Source organism: Chloroflexota bacterium (genome assembly GCA_035652535.1).
In the GTDB taxonomy this organism is placed as follows: Bacteria; Chloroflexota; UBA6077; order UBA6077; family SHYK01; genus DASRDP01.
The window spans coordinates 14,262-37,053 of record DASRDP010000085.1 but is presented as its reverse complement, the minus strand read 5'-3'; the positions used below and the strand labels follow the sequence as shown (position 1 = coordinate 37,053).

Here is a 22,792-nt window from a genome sequence, read left to right as displayed (position 1 = left end):
GGCGACGAGGGGAACTGAGACGGGCCGGGGGCGCTCCGCCGTTGTTTCCGTCGCGCGTGGCCTGCTAGATTGTTGCCGGAGTTCGCCCGAGAGGATCCGTCGGGTCGGATCCGGGAGAGGAGTTGGTCCATGGAGCCGACGAGCGCGCCCAGCGCAGCACTGCCAATCGAGCCGCTTACCCCGGAACGGCTGCGTTGGCGATGCGATCCCGATTCGCTCCCGTTTGAGACGACAGCCGAGGTGCCCCCGCTCGATCACACCGTCGGCCAGGATCGCGGGGTATCGGCGCTCGAGTTCGGCCTCGAGCAGCGCGTAGACGGTTACAACGTCTATGTCGCCGGCCCGGTTGGCTCCGGCCGAATGACCACCGTGCGCACGTTGGTCGAAAGGCTCGCGGCGTCGCAGCCCCCGCCGGACGAATGGTGCTACGCGCGCAACTTCGCCGACCCCTATCGCCCGAAAACCATTCGGGTTCCCCAGGGCAAGGGAGCGGAGCTAGCTCGCGACATGGACGCCCTCGTGGACAGCTGCCGACGCGAGATTCGGCGGGCGTTCGAGAGCGAGCAATATCCCCAGCGGCGCACTCGGACCCTCCACGAATTCGAGCGCCAGCGGGACGCGATCATCGATGCGCTGCGACCGTATGCCCAGCGGCTGGGATTCATGATCGAGCTGGGCCCGACCGGCATCGCGGCGATCCCCGCGATCAGTCCAGGGGTTCCGATGAGCCCGGAGGCGTTCAACCTCCTACCCGAAGAGAAGAAGATGGCGATCCAATCCCAGGGCCAGCAGCTCCAGGGCAGGATCGATGAGGCCCTGGGCGCGCTGCACCGTCTGGACCGGGAGGCCCACGAGGCCCTCCATCGACTCGACCAGGAGGTTGCGCTCGCCGCGGTAGCGCAGGTCTTCGAGCACATGCGCGCGAAGTGGAAGGACCAGCCAGAGGTCTTGAAGCATCTCGATGAGACGCGCCAGGACCTCATCGACTTTCTCGACGCATTCCGCGCCACCGACCAGGACCACGAGGGTCGGACGGGGGCCAGGCCGGCGCATCATCGGTACGGCGTCAACCTGCTTGTGCCCAATCCCTCTCCCCAGGGCGCGCCCGTCGTCTTTGAACCGAATCCGACCTACTACAACCTCGTGGGACGGATCGACTACGAGATGACCGGGGGCGGAATGTACACGGACTTCTCCCTCATCAAACCAGGGGCGCTGCATCGGGCCAACGGCGGATTTCTCATCCTGCAGGCCCGCGACCTCCTGAGTAACCCCTTCTCGTGGGAGGCGTTGAAGCGCGCCCTCCGCGACCGCCAGGTCCGCACTGAGAACCTGAGCGAGCAGCTCAGCTTCGTCCCTACGACGTCGCTGAAGCCCGAGCCTATCCCTCTGCAGGTCAAGGTCATCCTCATCGGCGACCCGACCACGTATCGACTGCTCTACCGACTCGACGTGGAGTTTCGAACGCTCTTCAAAGTCAAGGCAGAGTTCAGCCCGGTCATGGATCTCTCGGTCGAGACGCAGTCCGCGTATGCCGCCTTCGTGAGCAGCCGCGTGCGAGCGCTCAAGCTTCTGCCGTTCCGAAAGGACGCCGTGGCGCGGATCCTGGAGCAGGGAGCGCGCCTCGTGGAGCACCAGTCGCGACTGACGACGCGCTTTGAAGCGATCGACGAGATCGTCGTCGAGGCGGACGCGTGGGCGCGGCGCGTCGGAGCAGACAACGTGCTGGCCGAGCACGTCGAGCGCGCCCTGAAGGAGCGAGATTATCGCGTCAGCCTCGTCGAAGAAGAGATGCAGCGGATGATCGGCGAAGGGACCATCGTCATCGACACGGAGTCGCATGTCGTTGGTCAAATCAACGGGCTCTCGGTCTTCATGCTCGACGATTACGAGTTCGCTCGGCCGACGCGAATCACCGCGCAGACCGGGATGGGGGCGGATGGGATCGTAGACATCCAGCGGGAGATCAAGCTCTCCGGCCCGACGCACAGCAAGGGCGTTCTCATCCTGACGGGCTACATGACGGGCACGTACGCACGAGACCACCCGCTGGCCTTTTCCGCCCGCTTATCCTTCGAACAGGTCTACGATGAGGTTGAAGGCGACAGCGCCTCCAGCGCGGAGCTGTACGCGCTACTGTCCAGCCTTGCTGAGCTTCCGATTCGCCAGGACATCGCCGTCACCGGGTCGGTGAACCAGCGGGGAGAGGTCCAGGCCGTGGGAGGGGTGACGACGAAGGTCGAGGGTTTCTACGAGGTCTGCAAGGCTCGGGGTCTCAACGGGCGGCAGGGAGTCATCATCCCGGAGGCCAACGTGCGGCATCTCATGCTCAAGCAAGAAGTCGTGGACGCCGTCGCCAAGAAGCAGTTCAACGTCTGGGCTGTTCGGACCATCGATCAGGGGTTGGAGATCCTCACCGGCATCCCGGCGGGGGCGCGCGAGGCAACGGGTTACGTCCCGCCCGACAGCGCCCATGCCCGGGTCGAGGCGAAGCTGGTAAGTCTGGCCGAGGGGCTCGCGGCGTTTCGCGGGCGCGACGGCGCCGGCGACGGGCACGTGCTCGGCTCGCGCGCCGGGCAGTCCGCCGACTCCGAATGACGACCCGACGAGCCAGCACCATCGTGAAACACCCGGTCCGTCCGTCTGGGGCGGCGCATTCGTGCTAGCGATGGTCCTGGACCAGCCGCGCGCTCCGCTCCGCGCGGCCGACGTGCCGGTCCCCGAGCCCCAGCAAGGCCAGATTTTGGTCCGCGTCCGGGCATGCGGCGTGTGCCGCACTGACCTGCACGTGGTCGATGGCGAGCTGCCAAACCCCGTCCTCCCGCTGATCCCCGGCCATGAGATCGTTGGCACGGTCGAGCGGGTTGGACCGGGGAGTGGAGGTTTCGCGCTCGGGGACCGCGTTGGCATCCCATGGCTCGGATTCACCTGCGGCGTCTGCGCGTTCTGTCGCACTGGACGCGAGAACCTGTGCGACCGCGCGCGCTTCACCGGATACACGGCGAACGGCGGGTACGCGGAATTCGCCGTCGCCGATCATCGCTTCTGTTTCCGCATTCCCGACGCGTACGCGGACGCATCAGCGGCGCCGCTCCTCTGCGCCGGGCTCATCGGATACCGATCGCTGGCCAAGACCGGCGACGGGCGACGGCTGGGGATCTACGGGTTTGGCGCCGCTGCCCACATCATCGCCCAAGTCGCCGCTCAGCAAGGACGGGAAGTGTTCGCCTTCACCCGCCCGGGCGATGCCGATGGCCAGCGCTTCGCGCGGTCCATCGGCGCGGCGTGGGCGGGCGACTCGACAGCGCTCTCGCCGGCGCCGCTCGACGCGGCGATCATCTTCGCGCCCGTCGGCGCGCTCGTACCACAGGCTCTCCGGTGCGTCGCGAAGGGCGGGGTCGTCGTCTGCGCGGGAATCCACATGAGCGATATCCCGAGCTTCCCGTATGCGTGGCTGTGGGGCGAACGGACGATCTGTTCCGTGGCCAACCTCACGCGGCGGGACGGCATCGAGTTCCTCGACATCGCCGGGCGCATGCCGATTCGAACCGCTGTCGAACCTTTCTCGCTCCGGGAAGCCAACGAGGCCCTGAGGCGACTGCGCGCGGGCGAGATCACCGGCGCGGCGGTTCTCATTCCACCCGACGGATCGTCGCCCTAGCCCGACCGGCCGGCCGGGTGGCCCGGGGGCTGGCGAGAGGCACCGTATAATGCCCACGGCGTGTCACGCGCCGAGTCTTCCCGCTGGCAGCTCGCGCCCCCGGAGGACCATCCTGACCGCTCTCAGCGCCGGCGCCAACGGCCTGGCTTTCGGCATCTTCGACTGGATCGACGAGGCGCGTCCGACGCCCCTCGCCGATCAGTACGAACAACGCCTCAGGATGCTGGAGTATGCGGACGCGGCCGGGTTTTGGTGCTACCATCTCGCGGAGCACCACGGCACGCCGCTCTCGATGTCGCCCTCCCCGCACCTCTTCCTGGCGGCGGCCTCGCAGCACACGCGGCACATCAGGCTCGGCCCCCTGGTCACATTGCTGCCCCTCTATAGTCCAATTCGCGTGATCGAAGAGATCTGCATGCTGGACCATTTGTCCCGTGGTCGGATCGAGCTTGGCGTGGGGCGCGGCGTCGTGCCGGCGGAGCTGGCCCAATACAACGTTCGCGGTGAAGAATCGCGGGCCATATTCCTCGAGGCGCTCGACGTCGTCGTGCAAGGCCTGCGCGACGGTCACGTCGCGCACGAAGGACCGCACTACCGCTTCCCGAACGCCATCGTCCCCCTCCGCCCGCTGCAGAGACCGTATCCGCCCCTCTGGTACCCCACCAGCAACCCGGACTCCGTGGAATGGATCGCAAGCCATGGCTTCAACACGATGTTCGGTTTCACGCTGCCCACCTTGGAGCAAACGGTCACCCAGCTCGCTCGTCATCGCCGCATCCTCGACGCCCATCGCAGCGATCCCAATCGATTGAACGGCCACGTCGCCGCCCCGATGTGTGGGCTTGCTCGCCACGTCTACGTCGCGGAGAGCGACCGGCGCGCTGAAGAAGAAGCGCGCGGCGCGTACGTGGAGTTCCGAGAGAACTTCCTGTCCCGGCCACCGGTCCCCGGGGCGCTTCCGGAGGCAATTCACGCGATGCGTCGCGAGAACTGGGAGCAGTTCGTCGAGCAGGGCGGAATCTTTGTGGGATCGCCCGAGACCGTGCGCCGCGGCATTCAACAATACCTCGACGCGACGTCCATCTCCTACTTCGTTGGCGTGTTCGCCTTTGGAAACCTGTCCCTCGAACGGATCCTCACGTCGATGCGCCTGTTCGTGGAGCAGGTCGCGCCGGCGCTAACGACTCCCGTCAGTAGCGGTCAGGGAGCGACAGCCGGCGGGTAGATCTCGGCTCCCCTCCCGCTCCATCGGGCAGGCTCATTGCCGCCCCGCGGCGGCATCCACCCCACCCGCAAGACGCGTACGAAACCGCCTTTCTGGATGAGTGCGCCCAAGACGGCCGCGGTCTAAGCTCAATCCACGCGAAATCACCGGCCTCTGTCCCAAGCCACCGTCCGGAGGGCACGATGAGCGCGACCAAGCCCCGAGATCTCTTCCGCGAGCACGCCGACATCGGCCGACATCACGAGATCTACCTATCCGACCCGCGACGGACCGCGCCCGAGCGCATTCGCACGATCCTCCGCCACCCGATTGCTCCCGGACGCGCCGCGTAACTCGGGCAACACCGTGTACGAAAGGGGGTCATGATGAACCAGCAGACCGCACCGCCGACACGGGCATCGGCCACCAAGCCGAGGCGCGGGCGCGCGCTCGATCTCACCGCGTTTCGCTCGGTCCTTGAGCAGGAGCGGGACCGGCTCCTGAGGGAGGCAGCCGCGCTCACGGCCGACGAACAGGCCCTTTCGAGCGCACAGCAGGCCGAAGGAGGAATCGCCGGAGACTCCGCTGATGTGGCGAGCGACGTGGCCGAGATCGCGCTCGATCGAGCCCTGGAGCAAACGACGCGAAGCCGCGCCGCGGACGTCGAAGCTGCGCTGCAGCGAATCGACCGTGGCGTGTACGGTATGTGTGAGGATTGCGGTCACGCCATCGATCCGGCGCGACTCCGGGCGCTTCCCTCCGCGCGCCGGTGCCTCGCATGTCAGGAGCGGATGGAGCGCCGCGGAAGGCCTCAGCGATCTTGAGCGGGCCGCGGTGGATGGCCCGCGGCGGCACACCGCATGACGTGTCAATCGCGAGCCCAGCGTGAAGGAGATGGCCGAGAAGCCGCCTGGCATCGTCTGCTACGAAGTCGAGCCCTGGGAGGAGGCGTATCTCCGCGACGGGCTATCGGATTCTGATGTTCGGACGACCGAGGAGGCCCTGTCGCCGCATACCGTGGGTCTTGCCGACGGCGCGGAGATCGTCTCTGTCTTCATCCATTCCCGCGTGGGCGCGTCCGTGCTTCAGCAGGCGCCGTCAGTGCGCTTCATCGCCACTCGCTCCACAGGCTTCGATCACATCGATCTGAACCTCTGTGGCGAGCGCGGCATCGTCGTCAGCAACGTGCCAACCTATGGTGAGAACACGGTCGCGGAGCACACCTTTGGACTGATCCTCTCTTTGTCCCGCAAGATTCACCAGGCGTACGTGCGGACGACGCGCGGGGACTTCTCCATCAGCGGCCTACGGGGCTTCGACCTCAAAGGGCGCACCCTCGGCGTCGTGGGCACGGGCCACATCGGCTTGCACGTCATCCGAATAGCCCGCGGCTTTGGAATGCAGGTCCTCGCCTACGACACAAGACAAGACGCCCTCATCGCGGAGGTCCTCGGCTTCTCGTACGCGCCGCTCACGCGCCTGCTGGAAGAATCTGACATCGTCTCGCTCCACGTTCCCTATCTTCCCAGCACGCATCACTTCATGGACCGCGACCGACTCGCTCAAATGAAGCGGGGGAGCCTTCTCGTGAACACCGCGCGCGGCGGCCTGGTCGATACCGAGGCGCTCCTGTGGGCGCTGGACGAAGGGATCCTCGCGGGCGCGGGCTTGGACGTGATCGAGGGAGAGGAGCTGATCGCGGAGGAGCGCTTGCTGCTAGAGCCCGGCGTGGCGACGGACCAACTCCAAGCCGCCATTCGCGGGCACGTGCTCCTCCGGCGTGACAACGTCGTCATTACGCCCCACAACGCGTTCAACTCCGACGAGGCGCTGCGCCGCATTCTCGATACGACCATCGAAAACATTCACGCGTTCCTTCGGGGCACGCCGGCGAATGTGGTGAGCGCCTGATTCAAGGGCCGCGAGCAGCATATCGACCATCGCGTGAGAGGGGGCGCCTACCCGGTTGGGTAGGCGCCCCCTCTCACCTTTCATTGGGTCTTCGCACCACCCCTTCGCTCGTGGCGCGCGATTCCGTCCCATCTCTATGCTGGTCGTAGCGCTGGTGCCAGGGCGGCGTTGCTTCCCAGGCCAAATGCGCGGACATCCCGTCCGACAGGCGATCCGGACACCGGATCGTCGGAAAGGAAGCCGAGATGAACGTCGCCGAATCCCCCACGCTCGAGTCCATTCGCACCCGCATCGAGCACGAGCTCCCGGTCGATGCTTTTGGACACGCCCTGCGCACCGCGCAGCTCGCGCGAACCCTTGCTAGCGCCCACGGAGTCGACGAGGACCGCGCGGAATTGGCAGCGCTGGTCCACGATATCGCGGATGGACTGTCGGATGGTGAGCTTCTCCGGCTCGCCGACCAATTCCAGATTCCCATAAGCCTGACGGAGGCGCGGGTGCCCAAGCTCCTCCACGCGGCGGTCGGCGCGGAGATCCTCCGCCGCGACTGGGGCATCACAGACGAGGAGATCCTCGACGCCGTGCGCGACCACACGACCGGCGGGCCACATATGAGCCGGCTGGCCAAGGTGCTCTTCCTCGCGGACAAGATCGAGCCAGCACGCGACCGTCACTACGGAGGACTCGATCCCGTCCGGGAGCTGGCAATGCGAAGCCTCGACGAGGCGATCCTCCGCCTCTACGGTTGGCGCATGGACCAGCTTGCGGCGACCGGCGGCCCCGTGGACGAGCGCTTCATCGCCGCACGAAATCGATTGATCGACCAGTCTCTCGCCTCACGACGCTAGCCGCGCGTGACCGTTGGACGGGCGCGAAGATCCAGGAGACGTCAATGAGAGAGGCTGCAACACCCGGCGATGATCCCCCCGACTGACCCCCCCGAGTTCCTGAATATCGGGATCAGGAACCATCGCGACACAGCTCCCGACAGTCCGTTGTGAGAACAAGATTGGAGGAATCCGATGCGCACGCCGAAAATCGCGTCATTTTTCGCGGCACTGTTGATCCTCGCCGCCCTGACCTCGCAGGCATTTGCCGCCTCAGGCGGCGAGGCCCAGCCGTCCCCCTCGGACGCCGCCATAGCCACTTCGCCGACAGCCGACGGCTCGTTGGCATCGCCAGGTGACACCGACCCGACCGTCCACGCGGCGCAGTACTACGGGTACTACCCGTACGGCTACTCGCCCTACGCCTACTACGACTACTACTACTATCCCTCCTACTACTCCAGCTATTACCCCTACTACTCCTACAGCTCATACCCGTACTACGCCTACGGCAGCTATCCGTACTACTACCCATCGAGCTGGTACTACTACAACTACCCGCTGAACTGGTACACCGCGCGCTACTATGCGTATCCCTTTACCTACTACTCGTATCCATCCTACCGGTACTCGTACCCGTGGTGGTACTACTAGGAGGTCCGCGGAAAGGTGGCGGCGCCCCGAGCCTCCGCTCTGAGGCGCCGCCAGGAGTGTGACGCATGACAAGAATTCGAGTTCCGCACCCGCACCTGCTCCCCCTCGTCCTCGGCCTCGCCCTCGCGACGGCGATCGTGGTCCCCTCGGCCTATGCCTTCGACGCCCGAAGCGGCGAGGAGATCACCATTGGTCCGGACTCGGTGGTTGACGACGATCTGTACGTCGCCGCGAGGAGCGTGACCATCGACGGCGTCGTCCGAGGGGACGTGCTGGCCGCCGGTCAGACCGTCATCGTGAACGGCACGGTCGAGGGGACCCTCATGGCCGCCGGTCAGACCGTCATCGTGAACGGCACGGTCCGCGACACCGCGCGCGTCGCGGCCCAGGGGGTGCAGATCGGCAGCACGGCCCGGGTCGGCCGCGACCTCATGTTTCTCGGCTACAGCCTCGAAACCCTCCCCGGGAGCGCCATCGGCCGCGACGTGCTCATTGGCGGCTCGCAGGCGATGCTCGCCGGGACCGTCGACCGCGACGTGCGCGGAGGCATGGCGGGCCTGGCCGTCCTCGGACAGGTCGGGCGAAACGTGGAGGTCTCCGTGGGCGCGAGCGATGCGCGCGAGCCCGTCACGATCACCTCGCCCCCGCCCTCGATCGTCATTCCCAACGTTCCGGCGGGGCTCGCGGTCGAACCCGGTGCGCACATCGGTGGCAGTCTGAGCTATACCTCGACCCGCGAGTTCCCGGTGTACGGCGCCGTCGAACAGGGCACGCACTGGACGGCGCAGCAACCGGCTTCGCCGCCACAGCGCACCTTCGGGGACGCGGTGGCGGATACCGTGCGCCGTCTGATCGCCATCGCCATCGCCGGCCTGCTTCTGCTCTGGCTCGCGCCGAGATGGACTGAGCAGATGGCTGCGACGATCTCGGCGCGGCCGCTCCCGAGCATCGGATGGGGCATCGTCGCGTCGTTCGGGGCACTGGGGGTCGCCATCGGCATCTGCCTGGGCACGATGGCGCTGGCCATCGCGTTCGGTGTCATCACGTTGCCCGCCCTCGCCGGCCTCAGCCTGGTGGTCGGCTTTCTCGCGGAGGCAGCGCTCCTCGTCTCGCTGAGCGTCTTTGCGTTGCTGGTGTCGCAGGCGGTCGTCAGCTTCCTCGGCGGGAAGCTCCTGCTCGATCGGATGGAAGCGCCATGGGCGAAGGGCCGCGTGGCCACACTGCTGGTCGGACTGGTCATCTTCGTGCTCATCACGACGATTCCCATCCTTGGCGGAATCATCGCCGCCATCGCCGCGCTGGCCGCGCTCGGGGCGGCCTGGCTATGGGTGCGCGACCGTCGCGCCCCCGCGCCCGCGCTCACACGCGTAGAGCCAGGGACCGCCGCTGCATAAGCAACGCTGGCGTCGCGTGCGGACGCCCGGGACGGGCACACCGGCGCGCGACGCCAGCGTGCGCTCTCCCGCACACCGATCACTCCGGACTGTGCAGAAGCTCCCAGAGGGAATCACGGGCGGCGCGCGCCGCGTGCACGTCGATGCCGAAAGAGCTGAGGACCCGATATCCGATGCCCTCCCGTACACGAAGCACCGCAAGGAGCAGGTGCTCCGTCCCAATCGGGTAGGTTGGGCTAAAGAGGTCCGCTTCATCGACGCTGATTGCCAGCGCGTTCGCGGCGGCTCGCGTGTGCGGGACGCCGCCCACATCGACCACCGCATCGTCCGACGATGGATCCCGCCTGCTGTGCAAGAGGACGAATTGCGTCACGGCGTAGGCGTGAGGAAGATCGAGGCGCAGGTTTCCCAGAATCAGACCGCCGGCACAGGCGTCCTCCTTCAGGACGCCCAGCAGGATGTGCCCGGTCGTGAGGCCCGGCCGCCGATTCTCCGACAGGTGGTACTGCTCGACAGCATGGTCCCACGCTTTTCGAGCACATCGCCCCATCCGTTCCAGGGCCATCACCGAACCTCCTCAGCGCAACGCGAACTCGGTCCCGAGACCGCGCTGGCGCGCCAGATCATAAGCGCGCGCCGCGAGCGCGGCATCGCCGAGGCCGCCCCGCGATTCGCGAAATACGTTGATATCGTTCGGTCCACTGCGCGGGGCGACGTCTCCACGCACGATCGTGCCGAGGGCGACGATGGCCGCCGGTGAGAGGGTTCCGTCCCGCAGCAATTCGGAGATCGGTCCGCCGGTCACACGGCCCGGCGTGTCCGTCGGGGCGGCGCTCGCAATCTCCTGCTGCGGGCTGGCCGCCACGAACTGGTCCGCGCGCTCGTAGACGGAGCGGTCGAGCTCGAAATTCAGTCCGGCGCTGCTGACGTGGGTACCGGGCCGCAGCCACTCGTACCGCACCAGCGGCTCCCGAGCGTTCGTTCCTGCCGCAACGACGTCCGCATCCCGAACGGCAGCCTCCGCCGCGTCGGCCGGCGCAACGGAAATTCCGAATTCGGCGCTGGCAGATTCGGCAAATGCCCGTCGATGCTCGGGACTCCGACTGTAGACTCGGACGTCGTCGATGGGACGAACGGCGCAGAGCCCACGGAGCATTGCGTGGGCAACCGTCCCGCTGCCAATCAGCGCGAGTCGATGCGCGTCTTCGCGGGCGAGGTACTGTGCCGCCGTGGCGACGCTCGCCGCGAGCCGCAAGTCGCCGGTCGGTAAGTCCATGATGGCCAACGCCTCGCTCGTGTCGGCGTCAAATACCAGGGCCAGCTCGCCCGCGCGAATCCCGAAACGCCCCAGCCCGAACAGGCCGCCGCCAACGACGCGGACGATGCGTCGGGACCAGCCGTTTCCTCCGAATGGCGGCATGCGCACGACGGTCCCAGCCGCATCCTCTTGCGCCACAGCCTTGGTCACGTCGATCGCCTGCGGGAGGTCGAGCAATGGCTCGACCTCGTCACGCCGAAGCATCAACACCACTCGGAGACTCCTTCCCCGTCAGAGCCTACGCGACTCGCGTCTTCGACGTTTCGGGGATGAGGGTAACCAGCAGCAGCGCAGTGATCAACCCAGCAGTGGCGACGAAGATGAAGGACGACCCATACCCGGTGTGGTCCGCGAGGATGGCGAAGACAATGGGGCTGATGGACGTTCCCACCTGACCGGTAAAGCGCCACAGGCCGAGGAACAGGCCACGCGCCTCCGGCGGCGCCACGTCCGTTCCGACCGTCTGGATGGAGCCGCCAGTCAGTCCCTGGGCAGCGACGGTGGCAAGAAACACCACGACGTACCACGAGAACGGGAGGTGCAGGAACGCCGTGCCGGCGAGCATGAGCATCGTTATGGTCACGGCGGAAAAGCCCGGCACCATCGTGACCTTCCGCCCAAATCGGTCCATCAACCAGCCGGCGATGAATCCAATGGGAAGCGTCGTGACGCTCGCGGCCGTAGCCAGGATACCGATCGTCTGCGCGTCGAGATCGTAGGCGAACGCGGCGTAGAGATGGAGCATGTCGGCGAAGATTGGACCGCGCGCGATAGCGGAAAAGAACGCGATGCCAAAGAAGGCGAGGCGTGGGATAACGATGTTCCAAAAGGAGATGCCCAGGTGCGGCGCGCGTCCGTCGCCGACGCTCGCGCGCCGTGGCGGCGCATCCTCCTGCAGCCGCAGCGTCGGCACGAGCGCCAGCAAGGCCAGCACGGCGTAGGCGAGGAACGCGCTTCGCGGGCCAAACGCCGCGGCGATGAACCCGCCGACGAGCGGACCGGAGAGCCGGCCGACGTTGTCCATGCCGTACATCCAGCTTACCTGCCGGCCTCGTTGACCCGCGCCCGCGTTGTGAGAGATACCCGCCAGCCGCGCCAGGAGCCACATCTGCGCGGCCCAGCCATCGACGAAGCGATAGAACAGCAGCTCCGGAAACGATTGGGCCATCGCGGTCAGGAGCGCCATCACGGCGGTGAGGATCGGGCCCGCGATCATGATGGGGCGCCTCCCGACGCGGTCCACGAGCCACCCCGTCGGGAGGCTACCGGCCAAACCGCCGATCAGAAACGCCGTGACGACTCCGCTCGCCACGCCAAAGGGCACGTCGAACGACCGCGCGAGCACGGGAATCGCGGGCAGCGCGATGCCCGTGCCAAGGGCCAGCAGCATGGCCGGGAGATAAATCGTCGCAAAGGAGCTCCAGGAGAGGGCGCGCGCCTCGGACGGGGGCCGCGCTGACGGGATCGAACCGTGAACGGTCGTGGGAGCGCTCACGGCGCCTCCCGGTCGGGTCGGTCGCGCACGGGCGGCGAAGCCGCTGCGGAGATCATCTCGGATCGGTCCTCATTCCCGGACGCGATGGTCCTTCAAAGCGCAATGCGCCGCGGATAGCTCGCGGACCCTCGCGTGGGCGCATGGCAGCGGAGTTTTCACAAGTTGGACGAGGGAATTATGCCTGTCCATGGGACAGACGCGCACCAGCGCTCGTCAGCGCTGTTCCATACGGGGTGTATCATGACCCCACTCTCGATGTGAGGTTCCACGGATGGCACGGATTCGCCACGTCGCATTCATCGTCGACGAGCCCAAAAAACTCTACGACTATTACCATCGCCTCTTCGGCGTCGAGCAGGTGCGCACCAGCCCGTCGGGCTCGATCCACGTGGTCGATCCGCTCTTCAACCTCGCGTTCCTCCAGCACATCACCTCGGAGTCGGAGGTCGTCAACACCCACCGCGCGGACGGGGCCGAGGCGAACCAAACGCTGGGCATCAACCATTTCGGGTTCATCGTCGATCAGCTCGACGAGGTCCTCCAACGGCTCCCGGCGAACGTCAAGCGAGGTGAGAGCCCGCAGAACGGACGCCCCGCGGAGATGCGAGTCGTGGATCCCTGGGGCAACAACTTCGACCTCTCGTCGCGAGGATTCCTGGGCCGTGAGGAGAACCGATTACCCGGCGTTCGGCACGTGGTGCTCCAGGCCGCGGATCCGGTCGAAGCTGCGCGCTTCTACCACTCAGTGCTCGATCTGAAAGAGGTGCGACGCACCGAAGACGGGGGCGCTCTCCTGACCGACGGCGAGGTGACCCTGGCCGTCACCCCTCGCCGATGGGTCGAGCGGCCGGGCATCCAGTACGTCGGGATCCGGGTGGACGACTGGGGCGATCTCGAGGCCCGCTTCGAAGAGTTCGGCGCCGACTTGCCCGCCCCGCGCGCGGGCGAGCACGAGGTGCGACTCCGGGATCCCGAGGGCAATCTCTACGCCGTGTCCCCGCGCGGCTGGCTCGAGTGACGCGGCTCAACCCGGCCGCGCACATTGCCCGGCGGCGGCCACCTCAGTCGGCCACGATCGGGCCTCGGTCCGACGACCAGGGCGCGTAGGGCGCCAGGGTGAGATTCGCGAGGGTCAACAGCGGCGTGTCGTAGTTGACGCGCCAGCCGGCAAAGTCGCGCCATGCCTGATCTCGGTCGGCGTTGATCGGCACGCCGCTCCCCGCGAGCCGGTCGAGCGCCTCGTCGAACTCGCGTCGACTGACGCTGATGGGGTCACCCGGCTTCGGGTCTCGATGGTACGGCAGACCGAAGTAGTCCGCGATGTGGCGCAGAGCAATGTAGCCAGCTCGGATGCACAGGTCCGCCTGAGCATCGCGCGGGACGGCGATTGACGACGCCACGAGCGACGCCGCGTCCAGGACCGTTCCAGCAGCGGTGATCCACGAATGCTCCGAACGGGGCGAGCGAAAAAAGACGAGCGCGGGTAGCGACGTGTGCGTCTCCTCCAGCTCCGCGAACCACTGCTCCCAGTTTGACCAGAGGGTGTGGAGGTAATCGAATCGCCGGAGCCGATGGTAGCGTTGGATGAGCTCGACCGCGCTCGGCGGCGATCCGGCCCGGACTTCGAGCAGCGTCACCGCCGACTCCCGGCGGGAGAACGCCCCGTACATCGCGGGAAGGTACGAGATCAAGAGGGCAACCAAGATTAACCCGATCGCGGCCTCGGTGAAGGAGAGGACGAGGACGCTGTGCGAGCCGGGCCGAGCGAACCCGAGGGTCAGGAGGGACGAGCCGCTCACGACGAACGCGTCCTGGACCGACCCCACGCCCATCGCCCAGTACATGGCCATATAGCCGACGCCGCTCGTGGCAAGCCAGGCGATGGGCAACAGCAGGAGGCTCAGCGGCGCGTAGAGCGCCATGCGCCCATCGACCTCCTCGTACGTCGACGCTCCGCGAATCCACAGGCCAAAGAGCGACCGCGTAGCGCGGAACACCCAGCGGGCCAGCCGGTCGGGCGCGCTCCGCGGGAGGACGAAGGAGCGAACCGCGGAAAGCACCGCGGCGAGAGAGATGGTGGCGCCCAGCACGAAGACCACGATGTGCAGGGCCGCGCCCAGTGGGTCGAGCGACATACGCGGCCTGTCCCGCTACCGATGCGCTGCGTGTTCAGTCGAAGGTGAACGCGGCGGCGAGGTTGTTCGCCGTCGCGTCTCGCGTCCCCAGTGGCTCGAGATCCCAGAGCCATTCGATGAACCGCAGAATCGACGTCGTATCGTACACCGTATGGTCCACGTATCCGCGACGCGCATACGGAGAAATGATGATGGCCGGCACGCGCGTTCCCGGTCCCCAACGGTCGACGCGGGGCGGCGGCACATGGTCCCAGAAGCCGCCGTTCTCGTCATACGTGACGATGATGGCGCTGCTCCCCCAGTATGGGCTGTCTTGGATAGCCCGAATCAGGCTCGCAGCGTGGCGATCTCCACTCATCACGCCGCCCTCGCCCGGATGCTCGTCGTCCGGCCCGATCGGCTTCAAGAACACCACGTTTGGGAGCGTGTGCGCCGCGAGGTCCGAAAAGAAATCCAGCTCCCCCTGAAGATGGGCCGCCTTGGCATCCGTGCCGTCGGCCAGATCCTGGAAGTACACGAACGGCTCGACGACGTACGAATAGTAGTAGCTCGCATGGCCGCCCATGGCATCCTTCCAGCCCCCCGAATACCACTTCCACGAGATCCCCTTCTGGTCCAGACGGTCGCCAATGTGGGGCGCCGTCTGCGGTGGGACCAGCTGATCCGTTGGCGTGGTTGGCGAGTGGGGCGAGTTTGCCGATTCCAGATTGTTGATGACGTAGTCATCGAACGAGACGGCGCCGTCCTGAAGAAGCTCACCATCTGGCCCCACCTTGGCGCGAATGGAATCCGGCGCGTTGGGAAACACGGGCGTGCACGCGCACACCAGCCACCTGTGGTTCAACATCGAACCGCCGAATGCCGCGTGGAAGAAATGGTCCGCGAGCGTGTACTGCTGAGCATAGCTCCAGAGCGGGAGCTGAGAGCCGTCGTAGTACCCCATCACCAGCCCGCCGGCGTCCGAATACGCCGCGAACTTGTCCATCATGCCCCGATCGATCTGAAGCTGCTCTTGGTAAAAGCGATGGACGAGGTCGCCTGTTCGCTCGTCGAGGGAGACGAATTGGCCGATGTCGAACGGTGCGTTGGTGAGATCGGGAAAGCGGTCGTCGATGGCGAAGAGCCGTGTATTGGAGTCACGAACGCGGGGGAGAACGTCGTATGGATTTCCACTCAGATCGACCTGTGTTGCCGTCGGGCCCGCCTGGGCCAGCCCCTCTGCGCCGGGGAATAGCCCGTAGAGATTGTCGAACGAGTGGTTCTCCAAGAAGATGACGATGACGTGATCGATCGGCGGTCGACGTTCCGTCTGGGCAGCCGACGGGGAGACGTGCGGCGTTGGCCCTCCCCAGAGAAAGGTCGCTGCCACGACTGCGGCAGCGACGAACGAGGCGCGTCGAATCGCGCGGGTCAGTCGGCGGCTCCGATGGCGGAGCAAAGCGGCAATCACGCGGCAGGCGGTCTGCACGCACGCCGGATTCGATAGCGGCGCTCATGGGCGCCATTGGGGAAGCGAACTACGACCATTCAGTGGTTCTCTCGTCTACAGTGTACAGCCCCTCCATCGTTCAGTCCGAGCTCAGCGCCGCGGCGCGTCGACCGTTCGTGGAACTCCTTTGTGATGGCGTCGCACTGAGATGTAAGCGTTCCGTGCCGCGATCCGCGCTACGCTGGGAGTCCTCCGACGTACCAGTCACTCATGGGTCGAGCTAACACGCACCATGCAACATCTGTTCCCCGACGGGACGACAAACGCTGTGCCGCGCATGGCCGTTTTCGGCCTCTCCGTCGTCCTGGCCGCGACGGTGAGGTCAGGCTACGCGGCCCAGGACTCGCCGCGACTGTATCGAGTGGAGGCAGGCGACACGCTCACCGCCATCTCCGTCAAGACGGGGGTTCCCCTTGACCAGATCATCTTCCTGAACGAGATCGAGGACCCTGACGTGATCCAGCTCGGCCAGGTCCTCGTCCTTGAACCACGGGAGACGAGGGAATACGTCGTCGCGCCCGGCGACACGCTCACGGCCATCGCCGCGCGGCTCCGGGTACGTGTCCAGGACATCGCGGCCCGGAATGCCATTGCGGACCCTGACGTGATCGCGATCGGAACGGCGCTTCGGATTCCAGACCCATCCACCCAGGACCAGAAGGCTGAAGGACAAGCGTCCGGTGTTCTGGCCAAGACCGGTGTTGTGCAGTCGAGCCTATCGAACGCAGGCCCCGCGACCCGCGATGAGCGGCCGTCCCCCGTTACCGCGACGGCCCGCGGCGCGCACGACGCCGACGCCCCCCAGCTCGTGGCCAAGCGCCTCATGTCGCCAAACTATTGGCCCGGGCGCCCCGGCGGCGGGCCGATCGCCATCGTCCTCCACACGGCGGCGGGCACGCTGGCAGGCATGGACCGCTGGTTCGGCCTCGCCGAAAGTCAGGCTTCCGCGCACTACGGCATCGGCATCGCCGGCGAGATTCACCAGTACGTCGATCTCGGCGACCGCTCATGGTCGGATGGGACCCTTGAAGGGAACAACGCGTGGCCCGGCCCGTCAGGGAGGGCGCCGAACGACCTCACGGTGAACATCGAGACGGAGGATCTCGGGGACCTGGCGACGCCGGTTTCGGACGCCCAGTACCGGGCGACCCTCGCGGCAGGACGCGCGGCCCTCGATCGATACCCCAGCATCCGTTACCTGGTGACCCACCGAGCCATTGCGCCGAAGCAGCGGGCAAACGATCCCGGTCCGCGTTGGGTCGCATCGGGGCGTTTCGACGCGCTGGCCAGCGACCTCAATTTACGAGCGGTACGATAAGTGGCCGATCACCAGGAGCGCGCCTACGGTCTCAGTGCCTCCAGCACGCTCGCCCCGACCGGGTCCGTAAATACAACAAGGGCGACGTCCGTGCCGTCCAAGGCGAGGGCGTGGCCGAACGATCCCGCTTGGGCGAGCCAGGCGTCATCGGGGTGACCTGTGAGGTTGAGGCTCGAAGTCGGAAGGGTTTGCAGCTCGGTGCCGTGCCGGCCGGCCGCCGCGCGCTTGTACGCGTCGAAAAACTCGCGCGCGTCGGTCTCCGTGTCCCAAGCCGACCGAAAGGCGAACACGGCGGCGCCGTCGCTGTCACGCCGAAACATCTCGTAGTGGTCGCCCGCCCATCCGGCCGCGGCCTTGTCCGCGGTCGACCGGTCGACGAATTGTTCGATGAGGGTCCGGATGTCCAGCTCCCCCAGGTTGTCGTCGTCGATCAGCTTCCATTCGTCCCCCAGCTTGCTCGCCAGGTCCGGCAGTGGCAGCTCAACCGGTTGCTGTCCCGCGAAGTACTTGTCGGGGTGCAGGATCTGCGCCGTCGACGTTGGTGGGTTGTCCCAGATCGCGTCGATGGCATCCCAGGATCCCGTCAGGAAGGGATTGACCAGAAAGTTCGAGCCATCCTCGTAAGGGAACAGGAGCTCTCGGCGTACGATCAGCGGCGACGCGTCGAGCAGCGCCGTCGATCCGGCCTCCGCGGCCGAATCGGCGATCGCCTGGGGCACGTATCGCAACGAGTACAGCGTCTGCGAGAGAACGGCGTCCCCCTCTTCCAGTGCGCGAAAGGCGAGCGTCTGGTCGTTGTTGTCCTGGCGCGCCCGCTCCTGGGCGTGCAGGTCCCAGTGCTGGTCCTGAAGCGCGTGGGTCATCTCGTGGGCGAACGTCACCGTCTCGTCGGGGCTCAATCGTCCTTCATCGGAGATGACGTAGATGGACTTCGTCTGCGGATCGTAGAAACCGAGCACCTCTTCCGACAGCACGTCCAGCAACAGGCTGGTGATGTCCAGCCCCTTCGGGATATAGCCCAGCGTCTCGAGGAGCGTCTGTACCGCGTCAAGCTCTTCCGGCGAGTTGTCGCGATAAAACGTCTCCTCGTTGTACGCGCGGAGGGCATCATGGCTCATGAACTCGCGCTGCACAGGGGTCGTGAAATCGAGCTGGCGAATCTGCGTAACGCGCTGTTGGATCTGATCGAGCTGCTCGTCGACCGAAGGTTGCGCCAGCATCGTGGATGCCGGAGCGCCGCCCACGAGTGCGACGAGAATGAGCAGCAAGAGGATCGAGAGCAGTCGACGCGCAACCATTCGGGGTGGCACTCCTTCGTTTCAAGCACAGCCTGGGGTGCGGAGGTCGGTATCCATCGCGATGCGAGGCTCGAAGGAGTCAGCCCCTTCGGGGGTTCAGTGTAACACCCATGGTGTCGAGCAATCTCGCGAGAGTCCCTATCCTTGCGCTGATCTGGTCGCTTCTCGTGCTATCACCCGGCTCGCCGACAGTCGTCGCATCGCGAAACGATGATGTGTACGTGGTGGAGCCGGGGGACACGCTGACCGCGATCTCGTCGTCGACGGGCGTCCCCGCGGACGAAATCGCGGCGCTCAACGATCTCACGGACCCTGACGCGCTCGCGGTCGGCCAGGTGCTTCGGTTGTCCGACGACGCCGCGGCCGCCGATTCGGCAGGTCCGTCCTATGACGTCCAAGCAGGAGACACGCTCTACGCCATCGCGCGGCGCCTCAACGTGCCAATGTCGAGCCTGCTCGACCTCAATCCAGCGGTCAGCCCAGACGTCTTGGTGCCCGGCCAGCGGATCCGCGTTCCGGACGACGTGCTGAGTGCTTCGTCGGCGTACGACGGAGGCGCCACAATCGCGACCGCGACGCCGGCCTCGCGGGCACGCCCGGAAGCGGCGCCGACGGCGACACCCATGCCAATGCGACCCGTCCTCCGCGGAGTCGTTGCGCCCTCACCCGTCATCATTCCGCTGCCCACGGCATCCGTCGAATGCCGCTATCCGCCGCCGTGGGGGACGGTAATCGCCGCGATCGACGGCGTGCCCGTCTACTCCAACGGAACGAACCCATCGAACGGTTGCCTCGGCACGTTTGGCTTGACGTACCAGTGCGTGGAGCTGGTCCAGCGCTATTTCGCCTTGCGGTTCGGTGTACAAGAGGCGATGTGGCGCGGCGTCGGCCACGCGGTAGACGTCTGGCAACACCACCCACCCGGAGCATCGACGGTCCCAAACGGCCAGTCGCCCGGCCCGCAGCACGGCGACGTCCTCGTGTTCGACGACGGAGGTGCAGGCCACGTCGCCCTGGTGTCGCGAGTGGCGGACCATCGGGTCAGCTTCGTCGAACAGAACTTCAGCGCGAATGGAGAGGCGTGGCTGGCGATCGATGCGGCCAACGTCGTCGAGCCGCGCGGGCAATATCGCGTGCTAGGCTGGCTCCACTATCAGCGCCCACCGAATCCCTCCTGACCATCGAACCTGGTCGGGGCTCGACGCTGCCGCCACCACCAACGATTCCCAGCTTCCACGACGGAAGGCATCGGCGCGCCGCCTCGCTTCGGCTCCGGGCGTGGCCGGTGGACAAGTGCCGCCGCGAAGCCTTACCCTGCGCGCGACAACGACGAATGGCGAAACGCGGGGGCGTGGTGCGGCGGCTCCTGGTACCCAGTGACGGATCGGCTGACAGCGATCGGGCGGTCGACCTGGCCAAGCGCATCGCCCTGGCTCAATCGGCCGAGATCATCCTGGCGCGGGTGGCCGAGCCGGTCGCGGGCTCTCTGGCGTCCGCCGGTGGAGAGGTCAACGCTGACGCCTATGATCACTTCAGTCAGAGCGACGACGCGCACATCATGGGGGAGCTGCGGAGTCTGGCAGATACGTTTGGGCTGGGCAGCCTGGCCGTCCGATGCCTCGTCCTCCATGGGCCGATCGAACAGGCGCTCCTCGACTGCGAGCGTCAGCAGAGACCCGACCTGGTGGTCATCGCGTCCCATGGCCGAACGGGGTTGGCGCGCCTGGCCCTCGGGAGCGTCGCCGATCGCCTCGTGCGCGATGGCGCCAGCCCCGTGCTCGTCACGCCACGATCGAGGGGGATCATCACGACGCCCGAGCACGCCCTGGTGTTACTCGACGGCTCAGCCGTCGCGGAGCACGCGCTTCCCATGGTCCAGGAGATGGCGGGAAGGCCGCTACGGCGGCTGGTGCTCTTCCGCTCGGTCCGCAAGGAACAGGATCGCAGCCCCGCCACCGCGTATCTCGAGGGCATCGCCCGCCGCCTCGATTCCAGCGGCGCGCGGGTGGAGATCGTCGTCGACGTGGCGCCAGACGTGCGGGAAAGCGTCGAGCAGGCGTCGGCGACGGTCGACCTGATCATCCTGTGCACCCACGGGCGCGGCGGCTTCAGCCGGCTACGCCACGGAAGCGTGGCCGCGCACATCATGCGCGCCGTGAGCAAGCCGGCTCTTTTGGTGCGGGCGGCGGACATTCTAGATACCGAATGACGAGGGAGACGAGGATGGATCTGGAGCTCGTGGAGGCCAAAACGGCGCTCCTGTGTATGGACGTACACGAGTTCACCACGGCGCACATACCAGCCGCGCGGAGGGAGCGGCTCGTTGCCGCGCTCCGCGCCGTCCTTGGCGCGGCGCGCACCGCCGGCGTGCCGATCATCTACGTCGCAGCGGCGCGACGCGCCAGCTTTACCTCGCCACGGAACAAGTTCACCGCGCGAACGAGGGCCCCGTCGAGCGCAGCCGAAGCCGAGGAGCGTACGCGGATCCTCGAAGCCGTGGCGCCAGCCGGCGACGAGCCGATCGTGCGCAAGCCTCGGATCAATGCGTTCTTCGCTAGCGAGCTGCAATCGATGCTCTCAGCGCGCGACATTGACACCGTCGTCCTCACCGGGGTCTCGACGAACTTCGTCGTCGAATCGACAGCGCGCCACGCGGTGGATGCCGACTATCGGGTTATCGTGCTGGAAGACTGCTGCGCTGCTGCCTCCGAGGAGGACCACGCGCGCGCGATAGCCAGCATGACTCCAATGCTCCACATTGCGACGTCCGGAGACTTCGTCGCGAGCGTCGGACGATCGCGCTGAGCAGCTACGCCCAGCCCAGCGATGGGGGGCTCGGTCCGCCCCTGCCGAGGGCCGCGAGTGACCGCGCACCCGCTACACGATGGGGCGCCCGTTGGCATCCTTCGGCACGCGCTCGACGTGCCAATCCATCGAGTGCGCCTGGTACGTCATCGCGGGCGAATCTTCCAGCCCGACGCTTCCGATGAAGTGGAACGCATTGGCGTCCCAATCGTAAAAGTCGTCGCCGCGGCCGAACATCTGGAACCAGCGCCGGCCGCCCCCGCTTCCATGCATCACCGTGCGAGCGGGCAGTGACGGGAAGTCCACCGCGTCGGCGCGGTCCGGCCGTTCACCCTCGGGCAGTGTCGCCCACATTCTTCGATAGTTCCCGAAATAGTCCTCGTCACGCACCGTCAGGGCAGCGTGCGGTCCCTGTCCGCGGGCGCGGGCCAACGTCCAGGATCCCAGCTGTTCAACGCTGTGGAAGACAATCCGCCCGCCGCCAGCAAGCGGCAGGGCGAGGGTGTCCTTCTCCAGGTCAGCGTTCGCTATCGGGTCGAGCGCGCAGAAGCGGTCGAAAAAGTCGGCTGTCCGGTTGATGTCACGAGACTCATAGACGGCGTGGCTAATCCGTCCCACTTTGCACGGCGTCTCGCCAGCCATTGCGCCGGGTGGTAGGTGGGTTGGCGCCCAAAACTCGAGCTGGTTCCCATCTGGATCGCAGAAGCGAATCGCCGTTCCCTCATCTCCCTCCGCGGACGTTCGAATCGGGTCCGTGTGGGGCACGCGCTGCTCATCGAGCCGGCGCAGATGCGCGCCGATGTCCTCGGGACGGATGAAAAACCCGAAGCGCGGCAAGGCCGACCCCGGCTCGGAATCGGGCAGCACCTGATCGCTCTGGAGAAACGCGTCCACCATTGAGTAGGGAGTCTTGCAGAACGCGGCGATGGATTGGTTCCGCTTGCGCGCCTCGGTGGTGAGGCCGTTGATGCGATCGAGCGTCGCGCCCAGCACGTTGATCTGGAACCTGATCCAGCGATCGAGATCGTTGCTGGGTACCGCGAAATGATCGATCCAATAGACGGTTCCTGGCCGCTGATCTTCTGCCATGGCACGCCTCCGGTTGCTTTCTGCGCCCACGCGCTCCGATCTTCCAGTATATGCCGTCGACGACCGATTCGGGAGATCCGGCCACGCCGAACTGACGGGGCCGCGCGAGGCGCGCGCGGCAGCTCGCAGTCCCCGCTTAAACGACGCTCCCCCCATGCTCGGCGCGCGCGTTCTGACGAGTATCATCAAGCTGG

Annotated in this window: 21 protein-coding genes; 14 read left to right on the top strand and 7 right to left on the bottom strand. The window is 66.4% G+C overall.

Translation table 11 applies throughout. The features are described 5' to 3' along the window. Nucleotides 1-129 precede the first annotated feature (129 nt). From VFC51_09930 to VFC51_09890, 9 genes are all read left to right on the top strand, one after another. Nucleotides 130-2,598 carry an AAA family ATPase gene (locus VFC51_09930; GenBank protein ID HZT07338.1) on the top strand — a complete coding sequence of 823 codons (2,469 nt, stop codon included), beginning with the start codon at nucleotides 130-132 and terminating at the stop codon, nucleotides 2,596-2,598. Between the two features lie 61 nt (nucleotides 2,599-2,659). Continuing rightward, entirely contained in the window at nucleotides 2,660-3,661 is a 1,002-nt protein-coding gene (locus tag VFC51_09925) for a zinc-dependent alcohol dehydrogenase family protein (protein ID HZT07337.1), read from the top strand. A gap of 49 nt (nucleotides 3,662-3,710) precedes the next feature. Further along, complete coding sequence (locus tag VFC51_09920; protein ID HZT07336.1) at nucleotides 3,711-4,886, top strand: LLM class flavin-dependent oxidoreductase; 1,176 nt, start codon at nucleotides 3,711-3,713, stop codon at nucleotides 4,884-4,886. A 182-nt stretch (nucleotides 4,887-5,068) separates the two neighbouring features. Next, the gene (locus VFC51_09915) at nucleotides 5,069-5,218 is read left to right on the top strand and encodes a hypothetical protein (protein HZT07335.1); all 150 of its coding nucleotides are present in this window, start codon (nucleotides 5,069-5,071) and stop codon (nucleotides 5,216-5,218) included. A gap of 33 nt (nucleotides 5,219-5,251) precedes the next feature. Further along, on the top strand, nucleotides 5,252-5,689 hold the full coding sequence (locus VFC51_09910; protein HZT07334.1) for a TraR/DksA family transcriptional regulator: 438 nt from the start codon (nucleotides 5,252-5,254) through the stop codon (nucleotides 5,687-5,689). 70 nt (nucleotides 5,690-5,759) lie between these two features. Beyond that, nucleotides 5,760-6,776, top strand: coding sequence for a hydroxyacid dehydrogenase (locus VFC51_09905; protein HZT07333.1), 1,017 nt, complete (start codon nucleotides 5,760-5,762; stop codon nucleotides 6,774-6,776). 245 nt (nucleotides 6,777-7,021) lie between these two features. After that, nucleotides 7,022-7,624 carry a bis(5'-nucleosyl)-tetraphosphatase (symmetrical) YqeK gene (gene yqeK, locus VFC51_09900; GenBank protein HZT07332.1) on the top strand — a complete coding sequence of 201 codons (603 nt, stop codon included), beginning with the start codon at nucleotides 7,022-7,024 and terminating at the stop codon, nucleotides 7,622-7,624. Between the two features lie 174 nt (nucleotides 7,625-7,798). Next, the gene (locus VFC51_09895) at nucleotides 7,799-8,257 is read left to right on the top strand and encodes a hypothetical protein (protein HZT07331.1); all 459 of its coding nucleotides are present in this window, start codon (nucleotides 7,799-7,801) and stop codon (nucleotides 8,255-8,257) included. 65 nt (nucleotides 8,258-8,322) lie between these two features. Further along, nucleotides 8,323-9,651: a polymer-forming cytoskeletal protein gene (locus VFC51_09890; protein ID HZT07330.1), complete on the top strand. Its 1,329-nt coding sequence runs from the start codon at nucleotides 8,323-8,325 to the stop codon at nucleotides 9,649-9,651. Nucleotides 9,652-9,730: 79 nt separating this feature from the next. Here the strand turns inward: VFC51_09890 and VFC51_09885 are convergent, their stop codons facing one another. Genes VFC51_09885 through VFC51_09875 form a run of 3 tightly spaced genes read right to left on the bottom strand, consistent with a single transcriptional unit; the run spans nucleotide 9,731 to nucleotide 12,464 of the window. After that, a complete protein-coding gene (locus tag VFC51_09885) occupies nucleotides 9,731-10,216 on the bottom strand; it encodes a Clp protease N-terminal domain-containing protein (protein HZT07329.1) in 486 nt (161 codons plus the stop codon). 12 nt (nucleotides 10,217-10,228) lie between these two features. Next, nucleotides 10,229-11,173 carry an NAD(P)-binding domain-containing protein gene (locus tag VFC51_09880; GenBank protein HZT07328.1) on the bottom strand — a complete coding sequence of 315 codons (945 nt, stop codon included), beginning with the start codon at nucleotides 11,171-11,173 and terminating at the stop codon, nucleotides 10,229-10,231. 34 nt (nucleotides 11,174-11,207) lie between these two features. Beyond that, on the bottom strand, nucleotides 11,208-12,464 hold the full coding sequence (locus tag VFC51_09875; protein HZT07327.1) for an MFS transporter: 1,257 nt from the start codon (nucleotides 12,462-12,464) through the stop codon (nucleotides 11,208-11,210). Nucleotides 12,465-12,735: 271 nt separating this feature from the next. On the opposite strand from VFC51_09875, the gene VFC51_09870 reads away from it, so the two are divergent. Continuing rightward, nucleotides 12,736-13,482 carry a VOC family protein gene (locus tag VFC51_09870; protein HZT07326.1) on the top strand — a complete coding sequence of 249 codons (747 nt, stop codon included), beginning with the start codon at nucleotides 12,736-12,738 and terminating at the stop codon, nucleotides 13,480-13,482. A 43-nt stretch (nucleotides 13,483-13,525) separates the two neighbouring features. Here VFC51_09870 and VFC51_09865 read toward each other — a convergent pair whose 3' ends face one another. Continuing rightward, nucleotides 13,526-14,599: a hypothetical protein gene (locus VFC51_09865; GenBank protein HZT07325.1), complete on the bottom strand. Its 1,074-nt coding sequence runs from the start codon at nucleotides 14,597-14,599 to the stop codon at nucleotides 13,526-13,528. Nucleotides 14,600-14,633: 34 nt separating this feature from the next. Beyond that, complete coding sequence (locus VFC51_09860; GenBank protein ID HZT07324.1) at nucleotides 14,634-15,968, bottom strand: alkaline phosphatase family protein; 1,335 nt, start codon at nucleotides 15,966-15,968, stop codon at nucleotides 14,634-14,636. A gap of 352 nt (nucleotides 15,969-16,320) precedes the next feature. Between VFC51_09860 and VFC51_09855 the strand changes: the two genes are divergently transcribed. Further along, a complete protein-coding gene (locus VFC51_09855) occupies nucleotides 16,321-17,406 on the top strand; it encodes a LysM peptidoglycan-binding domain-containing protein (GenBank protein ID HZT07323.1) in 1,086 nt (361 codons plus the stop codon). A gap of 23 nt (nucleotides 17,407-17,429) precedes the next feature. Here VFC51_09855 and VFC51_09850 read toward each other — a convergent pair whose 3' ends face one another. Continuing rightward, complete coding sequence (locus VFC51_09850; protein ID HZT07322.1) at nucleotides 17,430-18,704, bottom strand: hypothetical protein; 1,275 nt, start codon at nucleotides 18,702-18,704, stop codon at nucleotides 17,430-17,432. Nucleotides 18,705-18,814: 110 nt separating this feature from the next. Between VFC51_09850 and VFC51_09845 the strand changes: the two genes are divergently transcribed. From VFC51_09845 to VFC51_09835, 3 genes are all read left to right on the top strand, one after another. Continuing rightward, on the top strand, nucleotides 18,815-19,882 hold the full coding sequence (locus VFC51_09845) for a LysM peptidoglycan-binding domain-containing protein (GenBank protein HZT07321.1): 1,068 nt from the start codon (nucleotides 18,815-18,817) through the stop codon (nucleotides 19,880-19,882). Nucleotides 19,883-20,037: 155 nt separating this feature from the next. After that, nucleotides 20,038-20,913, top strand: a complete 876-nt coding sequence (locus VFC51_09840) for a universal stress protein (protein ID HZT07320.1) — start codon at nucleotides 20,038-20,040, stop codon at nucleotides 20,911-20,913. A gap of 14 nt (nucleotides 20,914-20,927) precedes the next feature. After that, a complete protein-coding gene (locus VFC51_09835) occupies nucleotides 20,928-21,509 on the top strand; it encodes an isochorismatase family cysteine hydrolase (GenBank protein ID HZT07319.1) in 582 nt (193 codons plus the stop codon). 72 nt (nucleotides 21,510-21,581) lie between these two features. Here VFC51_09835 and VFC51_09830 read toward each other — a convergent pair whose 3' ends face one another. Then, the gene (locus tag VFC51_09830) at nucleotides 21,582-22,598 is read right to left on the bottom strand and encodes a VOC family protein (GenBank protein ID HZT07318.1); all 1,017 of its coding nucleotides are present in this window, start codon (nucleotides 22,596-22,598) and stop codon (nucleotides 21,582-21,584) included. Nucleotides 22,599-22,792 lie beyond the last annotated feature (194 nt).